This is a genomic window from Streptomyces sp. NPDC002513, from assembly GCF_053595355.1.
Genome location: NZ_JBSFXK010000009.1, coordinates 24175 through 45188 on the forward strand (window position 1 = coordinate 24175; position 21014 = coordinate 45188).

The 21014-nt window shown below is 72.2% G+C and carries 20 protein-coding genes and 3 pseudogenes; 15 read left to right on the plus strand and 8 right to left on the minus strand.

The annotated features are described in order from the left end of the window. Positions 1-118: 118 nt before the first annotated feature. Both ACWD5Q_RS08855 and ACWD5Q_RS08860 read left to right on the plus strand, forming a co-directional pair. Positions 119-1495: a magnesium transporter MgtE N-terminal domain-containing protein gene (locus tag ACWD5Q_RS08855; protein ID WP_451426330.1), complete on the plus strand. Its 1377-nt coding sequence runs from the start codon at positions 119-121 to the stop codon at positions 1493-1495. Further along, positions 1492-2784 carry an NRAMP family divalent metal transporter gene (locus ACWD5Q_RS08860; RefSeq protein ID WP_451426331.1) on the plus strand — a complete coding sequence of 431 codons (1293 nt, stop codon included), beginning with the start codon at positions 1492-1494 and terminating at the stop codon, positions 2782-2784. The genes ACWD5Q_RS08855 and ACWD5Q_RS08860 overlap by 4 nt, the downstream gene beginning before the upstream one ends. 96 nt (positions 2785-2880) lie before the next feature. On the opposite strand, the pseudogene ACWD5Q_RS08865 reads toward ACWD5Q_RS08860, so the two are convergent. Then, positions 2881-3027 (minus strand): annotated as a pseudogene (locus ACWD5Q_RS08865) (DUF6314 family protein); the annotation flags it as partial. On the opposite strand from ACWD5Q_RS08865, the gene ACWD5Q_RS08870 reads away from it, so the two are divergent. From ACWD5Q_RS08870 to ACWD5Q_RS08905, 8 genes and pseudogenes are all read left to right on the plus strand, one after another. Next, a complete protein-coding gene (locus tag ACWD5Q_RS08870) occupies positions 2986-3186 on the plus strand; it encodes a hypothetical protein (RefSeq protein ID WP_451426453.1) in 201 nt (66 codons plus the stop codon). The pseudogene ACWD5Q_RS08865 and the gene ACWD5Q_RS08870 overlap by 42 nt on opposite strands. Further along, a pseudogene (locus tag ACWD5Q_RS08875) lies at positions 3180-3449 on the plus strand (GtrA family protein); the annotation flags it as partial. The gene ACWD5Q_RS08870 and the pseudogene ACWD5Q_RS08875, both read left to right, overlap by 7 nt. Positions 3450-3546: 97 nt before the next feature. After that, positions 3547-4575 (plus strand): N-acetyl-gamma-glutamyl-phosphate reductase, encoded by a 1029-nt coding sequence (argC, locus tag ACWD5Q_RS08880; protein WP_451426332.1) that lies wholly within the window; start codon positions 3547-3549, stop codon positions 4573-4575. Beyond that, positions 4572-4700 (plus strand): hypothetical protein, encoded by a 129-nt coding sequence (locus tag ACWD5Q_RS08885; RefSeq protein WP_451426333.1) that lies wholly within the window; start codon positions 4572-4574, stop codon positions 4698-4700. Before argC ends, ACWD5Q_RS08885 begins: the two co-directional genes overlap by 4 nt. Then, the gene (argJ, locus tag ACWD5Q_RS08890) at positions 4697-5848 is read left to right on the plus strand and encodes a bifunctional glutamate N-acetyltransferase/amino-acid acetyltransferase ArgJ (protein WP_451426334.1); all 1152 of its coding nucleotides are present in this window, start codon (positions 4697-4699) and stop codon (positions 5846-5848) included. The genes ACWD5Q_RS08885 and argJ overlap by 4 nt, the downstream gene beginning before the upstream one ends. Further along, positions 5845-6762, plus strand: coding sequence for an acetylglutamate kinase (gene argB, locus ACWD5Q_RS08895; protein WP_451426335.1), 918 nt, complete (start codon positions 5845-5847; stop codon positions 6760-6762). Before argJ ends, argB begins: the two co-directional genes overlap by 4 nt. After that, on the plus strand, positions 6759-8003 hold the full coding sequence (locus ACWD5Q_RS08900) for an acetylornithine transaminase (protein WP_451426336.1): 1245 nt from the start codon (positions 6759-6761) through the stop codon (positions 8001-8003). Before argB ends, ACWD5Q_RS08900 begins: the two co-directional genes overlap by 4 nt. A gap of 7 nt (positions 8004-8010) precedes the next feature. Beyond that, positions 8011-8547 carry an arginine repressor gene (locus tag ACWD5Q_RS08905; RefSeq protein WP_402427421.1) on the plus strand — a complete coding sequence of 179 codons (537 nt, stop codon included), beginning with the start codon at positions 8011-8013 and terminating at the stop codon, positions 8545-8547. A 68-nt stretch (positions 8548-8615) separates the two neighbouring features. Here the strand turns inward: ACWD5Q_RS08905 and ACWD5Q_RS08910 are convergent, their stop codons facing one another. The 5 genes and pseudogenes from ACWD5Q_RS08910 to ACWD5Q_RS08930 form a co-directional block, all read right to left on the minus strand. Further along, the gene (locus ACWD5Q_RS08910; RefSeq protein WP_451426337.1) at positions 8616-9404 is read right to left on the minus strand and encodes an FAD:protein FMN transferase; all 789 of its coding nucleotides are present in this window, start codon (positions 9402-9404) and stop codon (positions 8616-8618) included. 24 nt (positions 9405-9428) lie between these two features. Further along, positions 9429-9887: pseudogene (locus ACWD5Q_RS08915) on the minus strand (FMN-binding protein); the annotation flags it as partial. A 23-nt stretch (positions 9888-9910) separates the two neighbouring features. After that, complete coding sequence (locus tag ACWD5Q_RS08920) at positions 9911-11248, minus strand: ferredoxin reductase family protein (RefSeq protein ID WP_451426444.1); 1338 nt, start codon at positions 11246-11248, stop codon at positions 9911-9913. A gap of 124 nt (positions 11249-11372) precedes the next feature. Beyond that, a complete protein-coding gene (locus tag ACWD5Q_RS08925) occupies positions 11373-11915 on the minus strand; it encodes an FMN-binding protein (protein WP_451426338.1) in 543 nt (180 codons plus the stop codon). A 7-nt stretch (positions 11916-11922) separates the two neighbouring features. Next, positions 11923-13272 carry a ferredoxin reductase family protein gene (locus ACWD5Q_RS08930; RefSeq protein WP_451426339.1) on the minus strand — a complete coding sequence of 450 codons (1350 nt, stop codon included), beginning with the start codon at positions 13270-13272 and terminating at the stop codon, positions 11923-11925. Positions 13273-13496: 224 nt separating this feature from the next. Here ACWD5Q_RS08930 and ACWD5Q_RS08935 point away from each other — a divergent pair, with 224 nt between their 5' ends. Then, the gene (locus tag ACWD5Q_RS08935) at positions 13497-14237 is read left to right on the plus strand and encodes a response regulator transcription factor (protein WP_451426340.1); all 741 of its coding nucleotides are present in this window, start codon (positions 13497-13499) and stop codon (positions 14235-14237) included. Continuing rightward, entirely contained in the window at positions 14234-15736 is a 1503-nt protein-coding gene (locus tag ACWD5Q_RS08940; RefSeq protein WP_451426341.1) for a sensor histidine kinase, read from the plus strand. Before ACWD5Q_RS08935 ends, ACWD5Q_RS08940 begins: the two co-directional genes overlap by 4 nt. A 30-nt stretch (positions 15737-15766) precedes the next feature. Here the strand turns inward: ACWD5Q_RS08940 and ACWD5Q_RS08945 are convergent, their stop codons facing one another. Both ACWD5Q_RS08945 and ACWD5Q_RS08950 read right to left on the minus strand, forming a co-directional pair. Beyond that, positions 15767-16474: a L,D-transpeptidase family protein gene (locus ACWD5Q_RS08945; protein WP_451426342.1), complete on the minus strand. Its 708-nt coding sequence runs from the start codon at positions 16472-16474 to the stop codon at positions 15767-15769. 4 nt (positions 16475-16478) lie between these two features. Continuing rightward, on the minus strand, positions 16479-17066 hold the full coding sequence (locus ACWD5Q_RS08950) for a pyridoxamine 5'-phosphate oxidase family protein (RefSeq protein ID WP_451426343.1): 588 nt from the start codon (positions 17064-17066) through the stop codon (positions 16479-16481). A gap of 176 nt (positions 17067-17242) precedes the next feature. On the opposite strand from ACWD5Q_RS08950, the gene ACWD5Q_RS08955 reads away from it, so the two are divergent. The 3 genes from ACWD5Q_RS08955 to ACWD5Q_RS08965 all read left to right on the plus strand — a co-directional run bounded on the left by ACWD5Q_RS08955 (position 17243) and on the right by ACWD5Q_RS08965 (position 21010). Next, positions 17243-18436 carry an argininosuccinate synthase gene (locus ACWD5Q_RS08955; RefSeq protein WP_451426344.1) on the plus strand — a complete coding sequence of 398 codons (1194 nt, stop codon included), beginning with the start codon at positions 17243-17245 and terminating at the stop codon, positions 18434-18436. 99 nt (positions 18437-18535) lie between these two features. Further along, positions 18536-19969 (plus strand): argininosuccinate lyase, encoded by a 1434-nt coding sequence (argH, locus tag ACWD5Q_RS08960; RefSeq protein ID WP_451426345.1) that lies wholly within the window; start codon positions 18536-18538, stop codon positions 19967-19969. Between the two features lie 69 nt (positions 19970-20038). Then, positions 20039-21010 (plus strand): aldo/keto reductase, encoded by a 972-nt coding sequence (locus tag ACWD5Q_RS08965; protein WP_451426346.1) that lies wholly within the window; start codon positions 20039-20041, stop codon positions 21008-21010. The last annotated feature ends 4 nt before the right edge of the window (positions 21011-21014 follow it).

Sequence of the window (21014 nt, forward strand, 5' to 3'; positions counted from 1 at the left end):
CAGCTCACGGCCTGCCAGGCCGTGAGTCGGTGTGTGTGCGGAATGTCTTGTGGCCGGGCCCGGGGAGGAAGCGTGCTGCTGTGGGCCGCCCGTAGCCCCGCCATACCGGGGCAAGGAGGTGTTCACCTTGGCTGCCCACACTCTGTTCATGTCCACCTCGGCCCGTCTGCGCGACCGCCGCGTCCATCTGGAGCGCCGTGCCACCGCCTCCAAGGCGGTCCGCGCCTCGCTGGTCTCCCTGGCCGGGCTGATCGGAGGCCCGGCCGCCAACCAGTCCGGCGAGGAGGTCGGCCGCGTCGTCGACGTCGTCGCCCGCCTCTACGGGGCTGACGCGTACCCGCCGGTCACCGGCCTGATCCTGCGCATCGGCCGGCGCCTTACCTTCGTGCCCGCCGACGCCATCGGCAAGGTGCACGCCGGACAGGTACGGCTGCGCACCGCCCGCGTCGACCTGCGGGACTTCGTCCGCCGCCCGGGCGAGGTCCTGCTGGCCAAGGACGTACTCGACCACCAGCTCGTCGACGTCGACGGCGTGCAGGTCACCCGGGCCGCCGACCTGTACCTGGCGCCCCTGGTGGATCAGGTCGTACTGGTCGGGGTGGACGTCTCCCTGCCCACCCTGCTGCGCCGCCTCGGCCCGCGCCGCTGGCAGGCCCGCCCGACCCCGGAGCGGGTCCTGGACTGGCAGGCCGTCGCCCCCTTCGCCGAACAGGCCACCGAGGGCCCGCCGGAGGTGCGGCTGCGCGCCTCCCGGACGGCGCTGCACCGGCTGCGCCCCGCCGACCTGGCCGACATCCTCGAAGACCTCGGCCGCACCGAACGCCAGCAGTTGCTGGGCTGGCTGGGGCCGGAGCAGGCCGCCGACGCGCTGGAGGAGATGGAACCGGCCGAGCTGCAGAACCTGCTGCGCGAGGCCCAGCCGGATCACGCCGCCCGCCTGATCGACGAGATGGAGCCCGACGAAGCGACCGACGCCCTGCGCGACCTCACCCGTGAGGAGCGCGAGGCCCTGCTGGCACGGATACCGAAGGGCGAGGCGGCGGAACTGCGCCGACTGCTGACCCACCGGGAGGGCACCGCGGGCGGAGCCATGACCACACTGCTGATCACCGCCCGCCAGGACGAGACCGTCGCCGAGGTGCGGGGACGGCTGGCCGAACAGGCCGAGCACCGAACCGAGATCGACGCGGTCGTCGTCGTGGACGACGAGGACCGGCTGCTGGGCGACATCGCGCTGTTCGACCTGGCGGTGGCCGAGGACACGACCGTGATGGCCGACCTGGCCGAGTGGAGGGCGCAGTTCGGCCCACCGGACACCGTCCAGGCCGACACGTCCCTGGCAGAGGCCGCCGACCAGCTGGTCGCCGCCCGCGCCTCCTCACTCCTGGTGGTCGACGTGAGCGACCGCCCGATCGGCCGGATCCTGGCCGACGACCTGCTCGACGCGATGCTGCCCGAACGCGGGCGGTTGCACTTCCGGAGGATCCTGCAGTGACCCGCGACCTCGACACCGCCACCGCGGCACCGCAGGCCCCCGCCCCCGCACGCCGCACCGGCTGGCGGCGCATCACCATGATCGCGGCTGTCGCGGGCCCCGGCCTGGTCGCCGCGAACGCCGGCAACGACGCCGCCGGCATCGCCACGTACGCCTCGGCCGGCTCCCAATTCACCTACGGCACCCTGTTCTTCATGGTGCTGGTGACCATCGCCCTGGTGATGGTGCAGGAGATGGCCGTCCGCCTCGGCGCTCATACCGGCAAGGGCCTCGGCGCCCTGATCCGCGAGCAGTTCAGCCTCCGTCTGACCGCCCTCGCGGTCTTCTGTCTGCTGCTTGCCAACACGGGCCTGGTCGTCAGCGAGTTCGCGGGCATCGGCGCCGCCTTCGAACTCCTCGGCATCCCCAAGTGGGCGGTCATCCCGCCGGCCGCGATCCTCCTGTGGGCGCTGGTGCTGTTCGGCTCCTACCACTGGGCCGAACGCATCTTCCTGATCATGTCGCTGGCCTTCTTCGCCTACCCGGTGGCGATGATCCTCGGCCATCCCGACTGGGGAGCTGTCGGCCACCACCTGGTCGTCCCGCACCTCGAGCCGAACAAGAGCTTCATCCTGCTCGCGGTCGCCCTGATCGGTACGACCGTCAGCCCCTACATGCAGTTCTACGCCGCCGCAGGCGTCGTCGACCGGGGCGCCAAGCCCGCCGACTACCCCCTCATCCGCGCCGACGCCGTCCTCGGTGCCGTCTTCGCCTGCCTCATCAGCCTGACCATCATCATCGCCACCGCCTCCGCCATCGGCGGCACCGGCCCGCTCGCCTCGGCCGCCCAGGCGGCCGAGGCCCTCAAGCCGGTCGCCGGCCAGAACGCCGAACTCCTCTTCGCGTTCGGCCTGATCGGCGCCTCCGCGCTGGCCGGAGCCGTCGTCCCGCTGTCGGCCAGCTACGCCATAGGAGAGGCCGCCGGCGTGGAGCGTTCCGTCTCCCGCAGCTTCCGCGACGCCCCGCTGTTCCTGGGGCTGTTCACGGCCCAGATCGTCCTGGGCGCGACGGTGGCGATGACGCCGGTCGACGTCATCCGGCTGCTCATCGGCACCCAGGTCCTGCAGGGCCTGATCAGCCCCATCGTCCTGATCTACCTGCTGGTCCTGACCAACCGCCGCTCGGTCCTCGGCCGGGCCGCCAACAGCCCGCGCTACCGCATCGCCGCGACCGCCGTGGTCGTCGGCGTCGCCGCCATGTCCACCGTCCTGCTCGTCCAGACGATCCTCGGCTGGTTCGGTCTCGCCTGATCCCGTGGGCCGGGTGCCACCGGGAGCCCTCGGCGGTGGACGCCCGGCCCGCGGACTCCCGCTCCACGCCGCACGGCGGCGAGCCGCCGGCCGCGTTCACCTTCCGCGTGGGCGGCCGGGCGGTACCTGGCGCTCGCGTGTGTAGTCGGTGGTCAGCACCAGGTCCTTCGCGGGCCCGGCGACGCGCCACACCGTGCGCCAGTGGTCCGCGTCCCGCACGGTGAACTCGCCCCGGTGGGCATCACCGCGCTGTTGCTCGCCCTCGCCCTGCCGTTCCACCGCGGGGTGCCCGGGCGGGTGCGCACGGGGTGGACGCTGCTGGTGGTCGCGGTGGCGCTGTCCCTGCAGTGGGCGCCGACCCACCTGGCCTGGCACGCCTTCACCACCCCGCAGGGAGTGTGATCGGTTCCTTTTTCATCAATGCGCGGTTCACTTACCGGACACGGCCGACCTGGCGGAAATTCCTGCTGTTCCCCCTGACGAATGCCACCAATTTCCTGGTCACGACGGCAGGTGTGTGCCTGATCGTCGACGTCCTCCACGCCGGGAGTGCGTTCGCCCCGCTGCTCGCCTCCGCCGCGGCGATTCCCGTGACCTTCGTCGTCTCCCGCACGATCATGCTTCCCGGGGGCGGAGCCGCTCCCGCGCGTCCCCCGCTGCGGTGACGCGCTCCGGCCGTCACCATCGAAAGAGAGGCTCGATCTCCAGGATTGCATAAACGTGCAGAGCTACGTATAGTCATGCCATCCAGGAGGAGGTTCCATGACGGTACGTGCGGCGGTCGCCGGAGCGAGTGGATACGCGGGAGGGGAGCTGCTGCGTCTGCTCCTGGCCCATCCCGAGGTCGAGATCGGCGCCCTGACCGGGAACTCCAGCGTCGGCCAGCGGCTGGGCGCCCTGCAGCCACATCTGCTGCCCCTCGCCGACCGCGTGCTCCAGGAGACCGCCCCCGAGGTTCTCGCCGGGCACGACGTGGTCTTCCTCGCCCTGCCCCACGGGCAGTCCGCCGCGGTCGCCGAGCGGCTCGGGGCGGAGGTGCTGGTGATCGACATGGGCGCCGACTTCCGGCTGGCGGACGCGGCCGAGTGGGAGAGGTTCTACGGCACGCCGCACGCCGGCACCTGGCCCTACGGCCTTCCCGAACTGCCCGGCGGCCGCACCGCGCTGGAGGGGGCCCGGCGCATCGCGGTGCCCGGCTGCTACCCGACCGCCGTCTCGCTCGCGCTCTTCCCCGCGTACGCCGCGGGCCTCGCCGAGAACGAGGCCGTGATCGTCGCCGCCTCGGGCACCTCCGGCGCCGGCAAGACGGCCAAGCCGCACCTGCTCGGCAGCGAGGTCATGGGATCGATGTCCCCGTACAGCGTCGGCGGCCTGCACCGGCACACCCCCGAGATGATCCAGAACCTCAGCGCGGCCGCCGGGGAGACCGTCACCGTCTCCTTCACCCCCACCCTCGCGCCCATGCCCCGCGGCATCCTGGCCACCTGCAGCGCGAAGGCCGGGCCCGGCGTCACCGCCGAGACCCTCCGTGCCGCCTACGCCAAGGCCCTCGCCGACGAACCCTTCGTCCATCTGCTCCCCGAGGGACAGTGGCCCGCCACCGCGTCCGTCTGCGGTTCCAACGCCGTTCAGGTGCAGGTCGCGTACGACGCCGCCGCGCACCGCATCATCGCGATCAGCGCCATCGACAATCTGACCAAGGGCACCGCGGGCGGTGCCGTCCAGAGCATGAACATCGCCCTCGGGCTCGACGAGACCACCGGGCTTTCCACGATCGGAGTCGCACCGTGAGCACCGCACACGCAGCCGCCGGGCCGCAGACCCGGAGCGCCGCCCAGGCCCTTGGGGCACTGCTGGGGGAGAAGGCCGCACCGCTGTGCCGCACGGGCGGAGAAGCCACCAAGGAGATGCAGTGAGTGTCACGGCAGCACAAGGGTTCACGGCGGCCGGTGTCGCCGCCGGGATCAAGGCGAACGGCACCCCGGACCTGGCCCTCGTGGTCAACAACGGGCCCCGCCGCGCCGCCGCGGGCGTCTTCACCTCCAACCGTGTGAAGGCCGCGCCGGTGCTCTGGTCCGAGCAGGTCCTCAAGTCGGGCCAGGTCTCCGCGGTCGTCCTCAACTCCGGTGGTGCCAACGCCTGCACCGGGCCGAAGGGCTTCCAGGACACCCACGCGACCGCCGAGAAGGCCGCCGAGGCCCTCGGCCGGGGCGCCATCGAGGTCGCCGTCTGTTCCACCGGACTCATCGGCGTCCTGCTCCCCATGGACAAGCTGCTCCCGGGCATCGACACGGCCGCCGCCCAGCTGTCCGAGCACGGCGGCGAGAAGGCCGCCATCGCCATCAAGACCACCGACACCGTGCACAAGACCTCGGTGGTGACCGGGGACGGCTGGACCGTGGGCGGCATGGCCAAGGGCGCCGGCATGCTCGCGCCCGGCCTCGCCACCATGCTCGTCGTCCTCACCACGGACGCCGACGTCGACCAGGAGACCCTGGACCGGTCCCTGCGCGCCGCCACCAAGGTCACCTTCGACCGGGTCGACTCCGACGGCTGCATGTCCACCAACGACACCGTCCTGTTGCTCGCCTCCGGGGCCTCGCGTGTCACTCCCGGGTACGAGGAGTTCGCCGAGGCCGTCCGGGAGGTCTGTGCCGACCTGGGCCGCCAGCTCATCGGTGACGCCGAGGGCGCCAGCAAGGACATCAAGGTCGAGGTCGTGGGCGCCGCGACCGAGGAGGACGCCGTGGAGGTGGGCCGCTCCATCGCCCGCAACAACCTCCTCAAGTGCGCGATCAACGGCGAGGACCCCAACTGGGGCCGCGTCCTGTCGGCGATCGGCACCACCCGGGCCGCCTTCGAGCCCGACCAGCTCAACGTCGCCATCAACGGCGTCTGGGTCTGCAAGAACGGCTCCATGGGCGAGGACCGCGAGCTGGTCGACATGCGCTACCGCGAGGTGCACATCGTCGCCGACCTCGCCGCCGGTACCGAGACCGCCACCATCTGGACCAACGACCTGACCGCCGACTACGTCCACGAGAACAGCGCCTACTCCTCATGAGCACCGGAACGACGCGCAAGCACACCGCCCTGCCCAAGGCCCAGATCCTCATCGAGGCGCTGCCCTGGCTGACCCGTCACCACGGCAAGACCGTCGTCATCAAGTTCGGCGGGAACGCCATGGTGGACGACGAGCTGAAGGCCGCCTTCGCCCAGGACGTCGTGTTCCTGCGGCACGCCGGCCTCAAGCCCGTCGTCGTGCACGGCGGCGGCCCCCAGATCAGCGAGGCCCTCGACCGGTACGGCATCCCGAGCGAGTTCAAGGCGGGCCTCAGGGTCACCAGCGAGGACGCCATGGACGTGGTGCGCATGGTGCTGGCCGGCCAGGTGCAGCGCGAGCTGGTGGGGCTGCTCAACCAGCACGGCCCGTTCGCCGTCGGCCTCACCGGCGAGGACGCGCACACCATCACCGCCACCAAGCACCGGCCCGAGATCGACGGCGAGTTGGTCGACATCGGACGGGTCGGCGAGATCACCGCGATCGACACGGGCGCGATCGAGGCGCTGCTCGCCGACGGCCGCATCCCGGTCGTCTCCTCGATCGCCCGCAGTCAGGACGACGGACATGTCTACAACGTCAATGCTGATACGGCGGCTGCGGCACTCGCTGCGGCACTGGGCGCCGAAACCCTCATGGTCCTCACGGATGTCGAGGGACTCTACGAGGACTGGCCCGACTCCGACGAGGTGATCAGCCGCCTCACCGCCTCCCAGCTGGAGAAGCTGCTGCCGGAGCTGTCCTCCGGCATGGTCCCGAAGATGGAGGGCTGCCTGTTCGCCGTGCGCAACGGCGTCACCACCGCCCGCGTCCTCGACGGCCGGGTCCAGCACTCGATCCTGCTGGAGATCTTCACCGACTCGGGCATCGGCACCATGGTCGTGCCCGACGATTTCACTCAGGGGGCCTCCGCATGACCGGTACGACCGATGCCGCCGCCGACTCCGCAGGCGACGCGCACTCCGCCAGCCAGGAGCTGACCCGGCGGTGGCGGGGCGCGCTCATGAACAACTACGGCACCCCGAGGCTGCCCCTGGTCCGCGGTGAGGGCACCCGGCTGTGGGACGCCGACGGCAGGGAGTACCTCGACTTCGTCGGCGGCATCGCGGTCAACGCGCTCGGCCACGCCCACCCCGCGGTCGTCGAGGCGGTCGGCCGGCAGATCGCCTCCCTCGGCCATGTCTCCAACCTCTTCATCGCCGAACCGCCCGTCGCCCTCGCCGAACGGCTGCTCCAGCTCTTCGGCCGGGACGGCAAGGTGTTCTTCTGCAACTCCGGCGCCGAGGCCAACGAGGGCGCCTTCAAGATCGGCCGGCTGACCGGGCGCACCCATATGGTCGCCACCCACGGCGGCTTCCACGGCCGCACCATGGGCGCCCTCGCGCTCACCGGCCAGCCCGGCAAGCAGGAGCCGTTCCGGCCGCTGCCCGGCGAGGTCACCCACGTCCCCTACGGTGACGCCCAGGCGCTGGCCGCCGCGGTCACCGAGGACACCGCCCTCGTGATCATCGAGCCCGTCCAGGGCGAGAACGGGGTCGTCGTCCCGCCCGTCGGCTACCTCAAGGCGGCCCGGGCGATCACCGCCGCCACCGGGGCGCTGCTCGTGCTCGACGAGGTGCAGACCGGCATCGGCCGCACCGGACACTGGTTCGAGTACCAGGCCCACGAGGGCGTCCTGCCGGATGTGGTCACGCTCGCCAAGGCCCTCGGCGGCGGACTGCCGCTCGGCGCCACCGTCGCCTTCGGCCGCGCCGCCGAACTGCTCCAGCCGGGCCAGCACGGCACGACCTTCGGCGGCAACCCCGTCGCCTGCGCCGCCGGGCTCGCCGTTCTCGACACCATCGAGGCCGACGGCCTGCTGGAGAACGTCAAGCGGCAGAGCGAGCGACTGCGGGAGGGAATCGAGTCGCTGGGGCACCCGCTGATCGACCATGTCCGGGGTGCGGGCCTGCTCCTGGGTATCGTGCTCAGCGAGCCGCTCGCACAGCAGGCGCAGCAGGCGGCTCAGGACGCCGGCTTCCTGGTGAACGCGCCCGCCCCGAACGTCGTACGGCTGATGCCGCCGCTGAACCTCGGCGATGACGATGTGGCGGCGCTCCTCCGGGCGTTTCCCGGCATCCTCGACGCAGTGAACGGGGACGGACGATCCGGAGAATGAGACGACGATGACCCAGGCGCAGGACCATGAGCACACGGGACCAGCCGTGCCGCAGACCCGCACCGCGCGCCACCGCCGGATCGTGGACATCCTCAACCGGCAACCGGTGCGCTCCCAGAGCCAGTTGGCGAAACTCCTCGCCGACGACGGGCTGAACGTCACCCAGGCGACGCTCTCCCGGGACCTGGACGAGCTGAACGCGGTGAAGATCCGCAACACCGACGGCGACCTCATCTACGCGGTCCCGAGCGAGGGCGGCTTCCGCACCCCGCGCGCACCGCTCGGCGGGTCGGCCAAGGAGGAGCGGATGCGGCGCCTGTCCCAGGAGCTGCTGATCTCCGCGGAGGCGTCCGCCAACCTCGTGGTCCTGCGCACCCCGCCGGGTGCGGCACAGTTCCTGGCCTCGGCCATCGACCAGGCGGAACTGCACGACATCCTCGGCACCATCGCGGGTGACGACACCCTGCTGCTGATCAGCCGGGACCCGACCGGGGGCCAGGCGCTGGCGGACCACTTGCTGAGGCTGGCGCAGACCGGGCACTGAGCCGGCCCACCCGGACCGGGACACACGAGGAGGGCGCACCGCGGCCGGTGCGCCCTCCTCGTGCGCGGTCAGCCCAGCCGGGCCGCCAGCCCGTCCGTGCACCGCACCTCGTCGCCCGCCGTGATCAGCAGCGCTTCCACGTCCGGCAGCGACTCCAGCCAGGCCAGCCCTTCCCGCGAGCCCATGGCGAACGCGGCCGTCGCCCAGCAGTCGGCCCACGTCAGCCGAGGAGCCACCACGGTCACGGCGACGAGGTCGGTCACCGCCGAACGCCCGGTGCGCGGGTCCACGATGTGCGCGCCGCGCTCCGCGGTCCCGGAGGTGGCCACGGCCAGTTCGCCGGCGCCGGCCGCGGAGACCACCGCGGCGAGCCCGCCGGGACGCAGCGGATCCGCCACACCGACCCGCCAGGGGCGGTCCGGCCCGGGAATCCCGTACAGCTGCACGTCCCCGCCGCCGTTGACACTCACTCCGCTCGCCCCGGCCGCCGCCAGCAGCCGGGCCGCCCGCTCGACCGCCCAGCCCTTGACGATCCCGGTCGGGTCGGTCCGTCCCGCGTAGCGCGTGCTGAACCAGCCGTCGCTGAGCCGCTCCGCCTCGGCACCGAGCGCGAGCACCTCGGCGACCTCCGGGTCGCACTCCTCGAGGGTCACCTCACCACGGGCGAGCCGCGCGATCTGGCTGTGCTCCCGGTAGGTGCTGAACACCTCGTCCACCCGGTGGAGTCCGGCGATCGCCTCCTCCAGCGCGGTGCGCACCGCCTCGGGCTCGCCACCGCGCACATCGAAGGAGACGACGGTGCCCATCACCTCCTCCGCGTGGCGCAGCACGGGCGGTGCCCCGGCGGGATCGGTCACCTGCCCCACCACTCAGCCACCGGCCTTGTCCAGGGCCGACTGCAGGGACTGCCTGTACCCGGTGCTGGTATAGGTCGCGCCGGAGACCGCGTCGATGGTCGCACTCTGTGCACTCACCGCCTCCTGGTTGAGCTTGGGTACGGACATGGCGGTCTTCTGGTCGCTGAGCCCGCCCTCGGGCGCCTGGACGGCCTCGGCCCTGGTGATCTTCCCACCGCTCACGGTCAGGCGGACTTGGACGGGGCCGTACTGTGTCCTGGCGACGTCACCGGTGACTGTCCGCGTGCCCGGCCGCGTGCCCGGCCGCTGTCCGCCGCCGCCCTGCGGCGCCGCCTGGGCCGCGGCCGTCCGCTGCGGTGCGGCACCGCCCGCCTGGGCCGAGGCGGGATTCGAGGCCGGCTTCAGGGACAGCAGCAGTACGATCCCGGACACGGTGGCGGCGCCGACGAGCACGGCACGCCGTACGGGGTGGCTCTTTCTCATCGCTCCCACTTCAGGCACGTCGCTCACATCTCGAACGACTCGTGATGGATGCGGCGGGCGGGAACCCCCGCGCCGCGCACTGCCTCGTACACCTGCTGCGCGAAGCCGGGCGGTCCGCACAGGAAGACGTCGTGGCGGTCGATGTCCGGCAGCTTCCGGCGCAGGGTGTCCGCCGAGATGTCCGGACGCTCCCCCTCCGGGCTGTTGACCGCGTACATCAGCCGGGCGCCGCGCTCCTCGGCGATCTGCGCCAGCTCGTCCCACAGAGCCAGGTCCTGGGTGGTGTTCGCCCGGTAGAGGAGGGTCAGGTCGCCGGGCGCGCCCGGCAGCGTCTCGAACAGTGCCCGCATCGGCGTGATGCCGACCCCGCCGGCCACCAGCAGCACCTTGCCGCGGCTGCGCCGGTCCGCCGTCAGCGCCCCGTAGGGTCCCTCCGCCCACACCCGGGTGCCGGGCGTGAGGTCCCGCAGCGCGGAGCTGTGGTCGCCGATCGCCTTCACCGTGATACGGAGCATATGGGGGCGGGGCGCCGCCGACAGCGAGTACGGGTGCGAACTGAAGCGCATCCCGGGCGCGAGGAAGCGCCAGCGGAAGAACTGCCCGGCCTCCGCGCCCATCCGGTGCAGCCTCCGGCCCGTCATCAGCACCGAGACGATGCCGGGCGCCTCCTCGATGACCGCCTCGACCCGCAGCCGGTGGCGCATGTTCAGCCGGACCGGGGCGAGGACCCGGAACCAGATCACCAGCGCGGTCACCGAGCCGTAGAGGGCGTACCAGGCGGTCCTGGCCTCCGGCTGGGCGGCGAACTCGTTGCCGGTCGAGAGCTGGTGCCAGAACGACAGATACGTGGCCGCGTAGGTGAGCAGATGGACGTGGTACCAGAGGTCGTAGGAGATCCTGCGACGGACCGGGCCGATCGAGATGAGGCCGATGAGCACCAGCAGACCCGTGCCGATGGCGGCCTTGCCCACGTCCGGCAGTCGGTTGACCGAGTCGATGGTCTGCTGGACGATCCCGCCCAGCCCCTTGCCGCTCTGCAGGGCGTAGCCCCACATGGTCAGGAAGAGGTGGGCGAGGACCAGGCAGATGGTGTAGCGGCCGGTCATGGCGTGCCAGCGGGCGACCCGGTCGGAGCCGACCCGGCGCTCCAGCGCCGGCACCCGGGCCATCTGGAGCACCACGAGGGCCATCAGATAGCCGGCGAGCAGGCCGGTGATCCGCCCCGCGTTGAGGATTCTGCTGTTGTTGTCGGCGATGGACGGCGTGTTCATCCACCACAGCCAGATGACGCCCGCCGCGCCCGCCCAGACGGCGAGCAGCAGCGGGACGGCGGGGGAGCGGCGTGGGCGGATGGCGCGCATCGTCTGGCGCCGGGCGGCGCGGCCACCGGCGATCGTGGACACGGTCTCCTCCGTGTTCCTCCATGGGACGGGTGAGGCCAGTGGCCCCCTTGGCCCAGAGGTACGTGGTGGAGCCGCCATGCGTTCAGCCCTTCACGGAGTCCAGCGCCGACTGGAGGGACTGCTGGTAACCCTGGCTCGTGTAAGTGGCGCCGGAGACGGTGTCGATGTTCGCGCTCTGCGCCGTCAGCACCTCCCGGTTCAGCTGCGGGACGGCGTAGCTGTTGATCTCCTGGTCCCTCGGGCTGCCCTGCGGGTAGGTGACCGCCGTGGCGTCGGTGAGCTTGCCGTTCGTCACGGTGATCCGGACCTGGACGGGCCCGTAGGCGGTCTGGACGGAGGCGCCGGTGACGGTCTTGGTGCCGGTCGTGGCCGATCCGCTCGAGCCGCTGGACCCGTTCGAGCCGCTGGACCCGCCGGACCCGCCGGACCCGTTCGAGCCGCTGGACCCGCTCGACCCCCCGGACCCGGCCGGCGTGCCCGCGCTGCTCGACGGCGCCGGCGCGGCCACGGCGATGCCGGGCGACGAGTGCGGCTTCATCGACAGCAGCAGCACCATCCCGGAGACGGTCGCGGCGCTCGCCAGCACGATCCGGCGCAGCGGGCTCTTCTTCCTCAACGCGTGCATGACGGCCTCACAGCTCGAACGACTCGTGGTGGATTCGGTGGTCGGGGACCCCGGCCGCCCGCAGCGCCTCGTACATGTCCTCGGCGAACTGGGCCGGGCCGCACAGATACACGTCGTGGTCGGCCAGTTCGGGCACCGCGCCGTGCAGCGCGCCGGGCGTGAGGCGGGGCCGCGCACCGTCCTCGCCGTTGAGGGCGTACAGCACCTTGGCGCCGCGCCAGCGGGCTATGGCCTCCAGCTCGGCGCCGAGTGCCAGGTCCTCCGCCGAGCGCGCCCGGTACAGCAGCGTCACCTCGCCCGGCAGCGTCTCGAACAGAGCGCGCAGCGGGGTGATCCCGACGCCGCCCGCGATCAGCAGGGACCGGCCGGTGGTCCGCCGGTCGGCGGTCAGTGACCCGTACGGGCCCTCCGCCCACACCCGGGTGCCCGGCCGCAGCAGGGCCACCGACGTGCTGTGGTCCCCGAGCGCCTTGACGGTGATGCGCAACTGGCTGCGGTGGGGCGGTGCCGAGAGCGAGTACGGCGTGGACGTCCAGCGCAGGCCGTCGGTGAGGAACCGCCAGCGGAAGAACTGCCCCGGCTCCGCGCCCAGTTCGTCCAGGCGCCGGCCGCGCATGACGACGGACCACACACCCGGTGCCTCCTGGTGCACCGACTCCACCCGCAGCCGGTGGCGTAGGTTCAGCCGCACCGGGGTGAGGATCCGGAACCACACCACCAAGGCGGCGACGCCCAGGTAGAGCACGTACCAGGCGCTCTGCGCGACCGGGTTTCCGAGGAACTCCGCGCCCAGCGCGAGCTGGTGGCCGAAGGCGAGGAAGACCGCCGCGTACGTCAGCAGATGCACGTAGTACCAGAACTCGTGGCGGACCTTGCGGCGGACGGCCCGCGCCGAGGTGATGCCGACGGCGAACAGGATGATCGTGCCGAGGGTGGCCTTGATCATCTCCGGGTAGTCGAAGACGACGGTGGTCGTCTCGTGCACGAGCGAGGTCCGGTCCTGGGCCGCGTACCCGGTCAGGATCAGCACGATGTGCGCGAGAAGGAGACAGACCGTGTACCGCCCGGCCATGGCGTGCCAGCGCGCCACCCGGTCCGAGCCGATCCGCCGCTCCAGCAGCGGCACCCGGGCCATCAGGCCGACGAGCACCGCGCAGGCGTACCCGCACAGCAACCCGGCGATCCGCCCCGCCCCGGTGAGCCAGCCGGCCGGGCCCACCACCGATCCGGTGTGCTGCCACCACAGGGCGAGCACGGCGGCCGCCCCCGCCCACAGAGCGGCCAGCAGCCAGGGTGCCGGGGAGCGCCGGACGAGCGGCGGCACGGGCGGCGCCTGCTGCTGGTACACCGTGGTCATAGAGGTTCCTTTCGGGCGTCGAGGACGCAACTATGCGGGGAAAACCTCTGAGGTCGCTCTGAAGAACATGAGCGCGCCCTGAGAGGGCGCCGCCGGCGGGGGCGGTGCGCAGGTCACCCAGGGCTGGGGCGCCTGGCACTCACAGGGAGCGCCGGGCACTCACAGGGAACTCAGAGGCCCCCGCGGCACCGGACGCCCAGGGGAGGGGCGATCCTGGTGGTGCGATGAACACACCCCTGTCCGGCCGCTCCGCCCTCTCCCGCCCCGACGGCACACCCGTGCGCGTCCTGGTCGTCGACGACGACCCCGACCTCGCCGAGGTGCTGTCCGGGGCCCTGCGCTACGAGGGCTGGGACGTGCGCACGGCCGGCGACGGGGCCACGGCCGTCGCCGAGGCCCGCGCCTTCATGCCCGACGCCGTCGTCCTGGACGTGATGCTGCCGGACACCGACGGCTTCGCGGTGCTGCGCTCCCTGCACGGTGTGCAGCCGGACGTCTGTGTGCTGTTCCTCACGGCGCGGGACGCCGTCGAGGACCGCATCGCAGGCATCACCGCGGGCGGCGACGACTACGTGACCAAACCGTTCAGCCTGGAAGAGGTCGTCGCCCGGCTGCGCGGACTGCTGCGCCGCGCCGGCATGGCCCGGCAGCTCGACGAAGGCCCCCGGCTGACCGTCGGCGACCTGGTCATGGACGAGGAGGCCCGCGAGGTGACCCGGGCCGGTGAGCTGATCGAGCTGTCCCCCACGGAGTTCGAACTGCTGCGCCTCCTGATGCGCAATCCACGGCGCGTGCTCAGCAAGGCGCAGATCCTGGACCGGGTGTGGTCCTACGACTTCGGCGGCCAGGCCCATGTCGTCGAGCTGTACATCTCGTATCTGCGCAAGAAGGTGGACGCCGGCCGCGAGCCGATGATCCACACCGTGCGCGGGGCCGGCTACGTGCTCAAGCCGGTGGTCCGGTGAGGGCGCTGCGGACGGCGGGGACACGGCGGGCGTGGCGCCTGCCCCGGCCGCGCACCCTGCGGGCCCGGCTCACCGCCGGGCTCGTCGTGCTGCTCGCGCTCAGCTGCGCCGCCGTCGGGGTGGCCGCCGTGGTCGAGCTGGACGGCTTCCTCACCGGGCGGCTGGACCAGCAGCTCCGCGATGCCGGCCCCCGGTTCCCGGCGAGCCTCGAACACGGCGTCACACCGTCGGACCACGACGGCGACGAATACGGTGACACCCGCAAGCAGTCCGCCGGCACCTTCGGCGCCCGGCTGGTCGGCGACGCCGTCACCCACGCGGCGGTGGTGCCCCCCGGCGACGAGAGCACCGATCTGCGCGCCCCGCTCAGTGCCCGGGACGAGCACACGCTCGCGGCGGTCCCCACGGACGGCAGGGGCCACAGCGTCCGTCTGTCGTCCCTCGGCGGCTACCGCGTGCTGGCGACGGCCGGCCGGGACGGCGACGTCCTGCTCACCGGGCTGCCGCTGGAACCGGTGCAGGCGGCGGTGCACCGGCTGGAAAGCGTCGCCGCCGTCGTCTTCGGCATGGCCCTCGCGGTCACCGGTGTCGCGGGCGCCGTCTGGGTGCGCTGGTCCCTGCGGCCGCTCAGCCGGGTCGCCGACACCGCCGCCCGGGTCAGCGAGCTGCCGCTCGCCAGCGGTGAGGTCGCTCTGCCGCCGCGCGCCCCCGAGAGCGATCCGCGCAGCGAGGTGGGCCGGGTCGCCACCGCCTTCAACCGCATGCTCGGCCATGTCGAGGACGCGCTGACCAAACGGCACGCGAGCGAGGAGCGGCTGCGCAGCTTCGCCGCCGACGCCAGTCACGAGCTGCGCACGCCGGTCGCCTCGGTGCGCGGTCACGCCGAGCTGGCGCTGCTGCACCCGGGCCCGGTCCCGCCCGAGGTGCACCGGGCACTGGAGCGGATCGCCGCCGAGTCGGCGCGGATGGGCGAGATGGTCGACGATCTGCTGCTGCTGGCCCGGCTGGACGCGGGCCGCCCGCTGGAGCGCCGTCCCGTCGACCTCACCCGCCTGGTCCTCGACGCGGTCACGGACGCGCGGGCCGCGGGCCCGGACCACCGCTGGACGATGGAGTTGCCCGAGGAGCCGGTCACGGTGACCGGTGACACCCACCGGCTCCAGCAGGTACTGGCCAATCTGCTGAGCAACGCGCGTGTGCACACCCCGGCCGGCACCACGGTGCTCGTCTCGCTGGCGACCGAGGGCCCGGAGGCCGTCCTCACGGTCCACGACGACGGTCCCGGAGTGCCGGGCGACCTCCGCTCGGGCGTCTTCGAACGCTTCACCCGGGCCGATCACCGCCGCCGCCCCGGCCGGCACGGCGGCGGCGCGGGGCTGGGCCTGTCGATCGTGGCGGCGGTGACGGAGGCGCACGGCGGCACGGTGGAGCTGGACAGCCGCCCCGGCGCGACGGCGTTCACCGTGCGGCTGCCGGCCGGCGGGGCCGGTGCCGGGTGACCGCGGGGGTGCCCGGCCGCCGGGCCGGGGTCAGTAGCGGGTGAGCGCGGTGGTCCCGCTCGTCGTGCCGATCGCGATGTGCGGCGCCCGCGCGGGGTCCGCCCAGGCCAGGATCGTCCGCATCGCCTCCAAGGGGACCGACACACAGCCCTCCGTCGCGGCCTTGCCGTTGACGTGCAGGAAGATGCCCGCCCCGCGGCCGTGCACCGGGGCGTGGTAGTTGAAGCCGATGACCAGGGCGTGGGAGTACTGCGGGTCGTAGGCGGCGAGGTGCTCCGACTCCGAGGCCCGGCAGTCGGCCGGGAGGGGCTCCGTCCAGCGGTTGTAGGAGCGCGAGTCGTTGTCCTGGCACCACCAGGAGTCCTGGCGCACCCGGCGGTACGGTGCCTTCGTCCCCGGGGGCGCGGCCGCGATGCCGAACGCGAACGGCAGGTCGTACAGCCCCGTCGGGGTCGTGCTGGTGCCCTGCGTGCGCGAGCCGCCCTCGACGAGACCCCGCGCGCCGAACCGCGCGGCCGCCGAACCGGCTTTCACCCACTGCCCGCCCCGGCGGTCCCACCAGGTGAGCGTGCCCGAGGCCGCGGCGGTCGTGGGAGCCTCCGCGGTGATCAGCTGGGTGCCGCCGCCGGTGTCCGCCATCCGCCGGGGCAGGGGGACCTCCCCGACGGGATGCGGCGCGGCACCCAGCAGCGGGAGGAGAGCAAGGGAGACGAGGGCGGCGACGACACCGGAGCGCATGGCTTCAGAACGTAGACGGTGGCAGGGGCAACGGCAGTCCCGGCAGGCCGTCGAGGCTGGTTTCGACGTGGTCTTTCCTTCGGAAGTACGCATCGAGGGACGCGTCGTCCTCGCGTGCGAAGCGCTGGGCGTGCAGATCGCGGTCCTCCTCGTACGCCATGAAGGGGACCGCGTAGCCACAGGTGTCCCGGATGTGCTCGGCCGTCACGACGATGACCGCGCGCAGACCGTGCGGGGCCGGGTCGATGTCCGGGAAGTGCGCGAGGAGGTCCCCGAAGCGCGGGTCGTCGCGGAACACCGGCTCCCCGCGGCCGTGCACCCGCACGATGGTGGGCGGGCCCTGGAAGGCGCACCACATCAGGGTGATCCGGCCGTTCTCCCGCAGATGGGCGATGGTCTCGGCGTTGGACCCGGCGAAGTCGAGGTAGGCCACGGTGCGGTCGTCGACGACGGCGAACGACCCGGTGAGCCCCTTGGGGGAGAGGTTGACCGTGCCGTGGGCCCCCAGGGGAGCGGTGGCGGTGAAGAACAGGGGCTGTGCCTCGATGAACGACCGCAGCCTGCCGTCTATGCGTGCGTAGCTCTTTCCCATGCCGCCGATTATCCGGGAAAAGTCTTTCGCCTGTCTAAGGAATTGACCCTTCCCCGTTCTCCGGGATGTCTTCCCGTCGAGCGGAATCGCCCGCCACGCCGCCGATGAGATTGACGAATCATGCGGGAGCCTGCATACTCATGCATATCAGCGAATGCACTGTGAGGGAGAAACCCGTGACCGAGCGCGTCGTACTCGCCTACTCAGGCGGTCTGGACACCTCCGTCGCCATCGGCTGGATCGCGGAGGAGACCGGGGCCGAGGTCATCGCCGTCGCCGTGGACGTCGGCCAGGGCGGCGAGGACCTGGACGTCATCCGCAAGCGCGCGCTCGCCTGCGGTGCCGTCGAGGCCGAGGTCGCCGACGCCAAGGACGAGTTCGCCGACGAGTACTGCCTCCCGGCGATCAAGGCCAACGCCCTCTACATGGACCGCTACCCGCTGGTCTCCGCCCTGTCCCGGCCGACGATCGTCAAGCACCTCGTCGCCGCCGCCAAGAAGCACGGCGCCACCACGGTCGCCCACGGCTGCACCGGCAAGGGCAACGACCAGGTCCGCTTCGAGGCCGGCATCGTCGCCCTCGCCCCCGGCCTCAAGTGCATCGCCCCGGTCCGCGACTACGCGATGACCCGCGACAAGGCCATCGCCTTCTCCGAGGCCAAGGGCCTGCCGATCGCGACCACCAAGAAGTCCCCGTACTCCATCGACCAGAACGTCTTCGGCCGGGCCATCGAGACCGGCTTCCTCGAGGACATCTGGAACTCCCCGATCGAGGACATCTACGAGTACACCTCCAACCCGGCCGAGCCCCGTGACGCCGACGAGGTGATCATCACCTTCAAGGAGGGCGTCCCGGTCGCCGTCGACGGCAAGCCCGTCACCGTCCTCCAGGCCGTCCAGCAGCTCAACGAGCGGGCCGGCGCCCAGGGCATCGGCCGGATCGACATGGTCGAGGACCGGCTGGTCGGCATCAAGTCCCGCGAGGTGTACGAGGCTCCGGGCGCGATCGCCCTGATCACCGCCCACCAGGAGCTGGAGAACGTCACCGTCGAGCGCGAACTCGCCCGCTACAAGCGGCAGGTCGAGCAGCGCTGGGGCGAACTGGTCTACGACGGCCAGTGGTTCTCGCCGCTCAAGCGCGCCCTGGACGGCTTCATCGACGAGGCCAACCAGCATGTCTCCGGCGACATCCGCATGACCCTGCACGGCGGCCGCGCGGTCGTCACCGGCCGGCGCTCCCAGGAGTCGCTGTACGACTTCGACCTCGCGACCTACGACACCGGCGACACCTTCGACCAGTCCGCGGCCAAGGGCTTCATCGACATCTACAGCCTGTCGTCGAAGATCGCCGCCAAGCGGGACCTCGCGTAACCCCCACGGGTCACCTCGCACGCATCGGCCTGACAGCCGCCTCCTCACCTGCCAAGGTGAGGAGGCGGTGGCACATCAAGACCATTGAGGAGCAACGCAGTGAGCAGCAACAGCGGTGACGTACGGCTCTGGGGCGGCCGGTTCGCCGACGGTCCCGCCGAGGCCCTGGCCAGGCTGTCCGCGTCCGTCCACTTCGACTGGCGGCTCGCGCCGTACGACATCGCCGGTTCCCGCGCCCACGCACGCGTGCTGCACCGGGCGGGGCTCCTCACCGACGATGAACTCACCCGGATGACCCGCGGCCTGGACCGGCTCGAAGCCGACGTGGCCTCGGGCGACTTCACGGGCACCCTCGCCGACGAGGACGTCCACACCGCCCTGGAACGCGGCCTCCTCGAACGCCTCGGCCCCGACCTCGGCGGCAAGCTGCGCGCGGGCCGCTCCCGCAACGACCAGGTCGCCACCCTCTTCCGGATGTACCTGCGCGACCACGCCCGCGTCATCGGCGGGCTGATCGCCGACCTCCAGGACGCCCTGGTCGGGCTCGCCAAGGCGCACCCGGACGTGGCGATGCCCGGTCGCACCCATTTGCAGCACGCCCAGCCGGTGCTCTTCGCCCACCATGTGCTCGCGCACGTCCAGGCGCTGTCCCGGGACGCCGAGCGGCTGCGCCAGTGGGACGAGCGCACGGCCGTCTCCCCCTACGGCTCGGGCGCCCTCGCGGGCAGCAGCCTCGGTCTCGACCCGGAGGCGGTCGCCAGGGACCTCGGCTTCGAGCACGGCAGCGTGGCCAACTCCATCGACGGCACGGCCTCGCGTGACTTCGTCGCCGAGTTCGCCTTCGTCACCGCGATGATCGGCGTGAACCTCTCCCGGATCGCCGAGGAGGTCATCATCTGGAACACGAAGGAGTTCTCCTTCGTCACCCTCCACGACGCCTTCTCCACCGGCTCCTCGATCATGCCGCAGAAGAAGAACCCGGACATCGCGGAGCTGGCACGCGGCAAGAGCGGCCGTCTGATCGGCAATCTGACGGGCCTGCTCGCCACCCTCAAGGCCCTGCCGCTCGCGTACAACCGCGACCTCCAGGAGGACAAGGAGCCGGTCTTCGACTCCATCGACCAACTGGAGGTCCTGCTCCCCGCCTTCACCGGCATGATGGCCACGCTGACCGTGCACCGCGAGCGCATGGAAGAGCTGGCCCCGGCCGGCTTCTCCCTCGCCACCGACATCGCCGAGTGGCTGGTCAAGCAGGGTGTGCCCTTCCGGGTGGCGCACGAGGTCGCCGGCGAGTGCGTCAAGGCCGCGGAGGCCGAGGGCAAGGAGCTGGACGAGCTGACGGACGAACAGTTCGCCAAGATCAGCGCCCACCTCACCCCCGAGGTCCGCACCGTCCTCGACGTCCCCGGTGCCCTCGCCTCCCGCAACGGACGCGGCGGCACGGCACCCGAGGCGGTCGCGGTCCAGCTCGCCGAGGTGAAGGCGAACCTGGCGGCGCAGCACGCGTGGGCCACCGCGAAGCGGAAGAAGTAGGTCGTACGGGCAGGGGCGGCGCGGGTTACGTTGTTTCGAACCGCAAGGAGCCGACCAACGGGAGCCCGCATGTCCTTGGCGCGACTGGCCCTGGCCACCACGCCCACCTGCCACCTCGGCCTGGGCCTGGCCGCCGTCGGGCGCCCCGGCTACATCACCCTGGGCCGTGAGCGGGACCTCCCGCCCGTCCGCAGCGTGGAGGCCCTGCGCGCCCGTACCCATGAGCTGCTGGACGCGGCCTACGCCCAGGGCGTCCGCTACGTCGACGCGGCCCGCTCCTACGGCCGCGCCGAGGAGTTCCTCGCCGGCTGGCTCGACGCGCACCCCGAGATCGACGACGTCGTCGTCGGCAGCAAATGGGGCTACACCTACACCGCGAACTGGACCGTCGACGCCGAGCGCCATGAGGTCAAGGACCACAGCGCCGCCGCGTACGAGCGGCAGCGCGCCGAGACCGACGCCCTGCTCGGCGACCGGCTCGACCTCTACCAGATCCACTCGGTGACGCCCGACAGCCCGGCACTCACCGACAAGGAACTCCACGCGAAGCTCGCCCAGGCCGCCGCGGAGGGCCTGACGACCGGGTTCTCCACCAGCGGCCCGGCACAGGCCGACGCGATCCGCGCCGCGCTCGCCGTGACCGTCGACGGGGAGCCCCTCTTCCGTACCGTCCAGTCCACGTACAACCTCCTGGAGACCTCGGCCGCCCCCGCCCTCGCCGAGGCCCACGACGCCGGCCTCACGGTGATCGTCAAGGAGGGCTTGGCCAACGGCCGGCTGGCGGATCCGTACGCGCCCGAGGCGCTGAAGGCCGTGGCCGCGCAGACGTCGCTCGGCTCCGACGCGGTCGCCCTGGCGGCGATCCTGTGCAAGCCCTGGGCCGGTGTCGTTCTCTCCGGGGCCGCCACCACGGCGCAGCTCGCCTCCAACCTGCACGCCGCCGCCGTCGACCTCGACGCGGGCCTGCTCGCCCGGCTGTCGGCTCTCGCCGAGGAGCCGCGCGCGTACTGGGAGCGGCGCGGGCAGCTGCCCTGGCACTGATTCT

Excerpts from the sequence above, each read along its gene's own strand:
- ACWD5Q_RS08945 (WP_451426342.1), bottom strand. The coding sequence starts at position 16,474 with ATGCGCTCCGGTGTCGTCGCCGCCCTCGTCTCCCTTGCTCTCCTCCCG.
- ACWD5Q_RS08905 (WP_402427421.1), top strand. The coding sequence starts at position 8,011 with ATGACCCAGGCGCAGGACCATGAGCACACGGGACCAGCCGTGCCGCAG.
- ACWD5Q_RS08935 (WP_451426340.1), top strand. The coding sequence starts at position 13,497 with ATGAACACACCCCTGTCCGGCCGCTCCGCCCTCTCCCGCCCCGACGGC.
- argB (WP_451426335.1), top strand. The coding sequence starts at position 5,845 with ATGAGCACCGGAACGACGCGCAAGCACACCGCCCTGCCCAAGGCCCAG.
- ACWD5Q_RS08920 (WP_451426444.1), bottom strand. The coding sequence starts at position 11,248 with ATGCGCGCCATCCGCCCACGCCGCTCCCCCGCCGTCCCGCTGCTGCTC.
- ACWD5Q_RS08925 (WP_451426338.1), bottom strand. The coding sequence starts at position 11,915 with ATGCACGCGTTGAGGAAGAAGAGCCCGCTGCGCCGGATCGTGCTGGCG.
- ACWD5Q_RS08950 (WP_451426343.1), bottom strand. The coding sequence starts at position 17,066 with ATGGGAAAGAGCTACGCACGCATAGACGGCAGGCTGCGGTCGTTCATC.
- argC (WP_451426332.1), top strand. The coding sequence starts at position 3,547 with ATGACGGTACGTGCGGCGGTCGCCGGAGCGAGTGGATACGCGGGAGGG.
- ACWD5Q_RS08900 (WP_451426336.1), top strand. The coding sequence starts at position 6,759 with ATGACCGGTACGACCGATGCCGCCGCCGACTCCGCAGGCGACGCGCAC.
- ACWD5Q_RS08965 (WP_451426346.1), top strand. The coding sequence starts at position 20,039 with ATGTCCTTGGCGCGACTGGCCCTGGCCACCACGCCCACCTGCCACCTC.
- ACWD5Q_RS08930 (WP_451426339.1), bottom strand. The coding sequence starts at position 13,272 with ATGACCACGGTGTACCAGCAGCAGGCGCCGCCCGTGCCGCCGCTCGTC.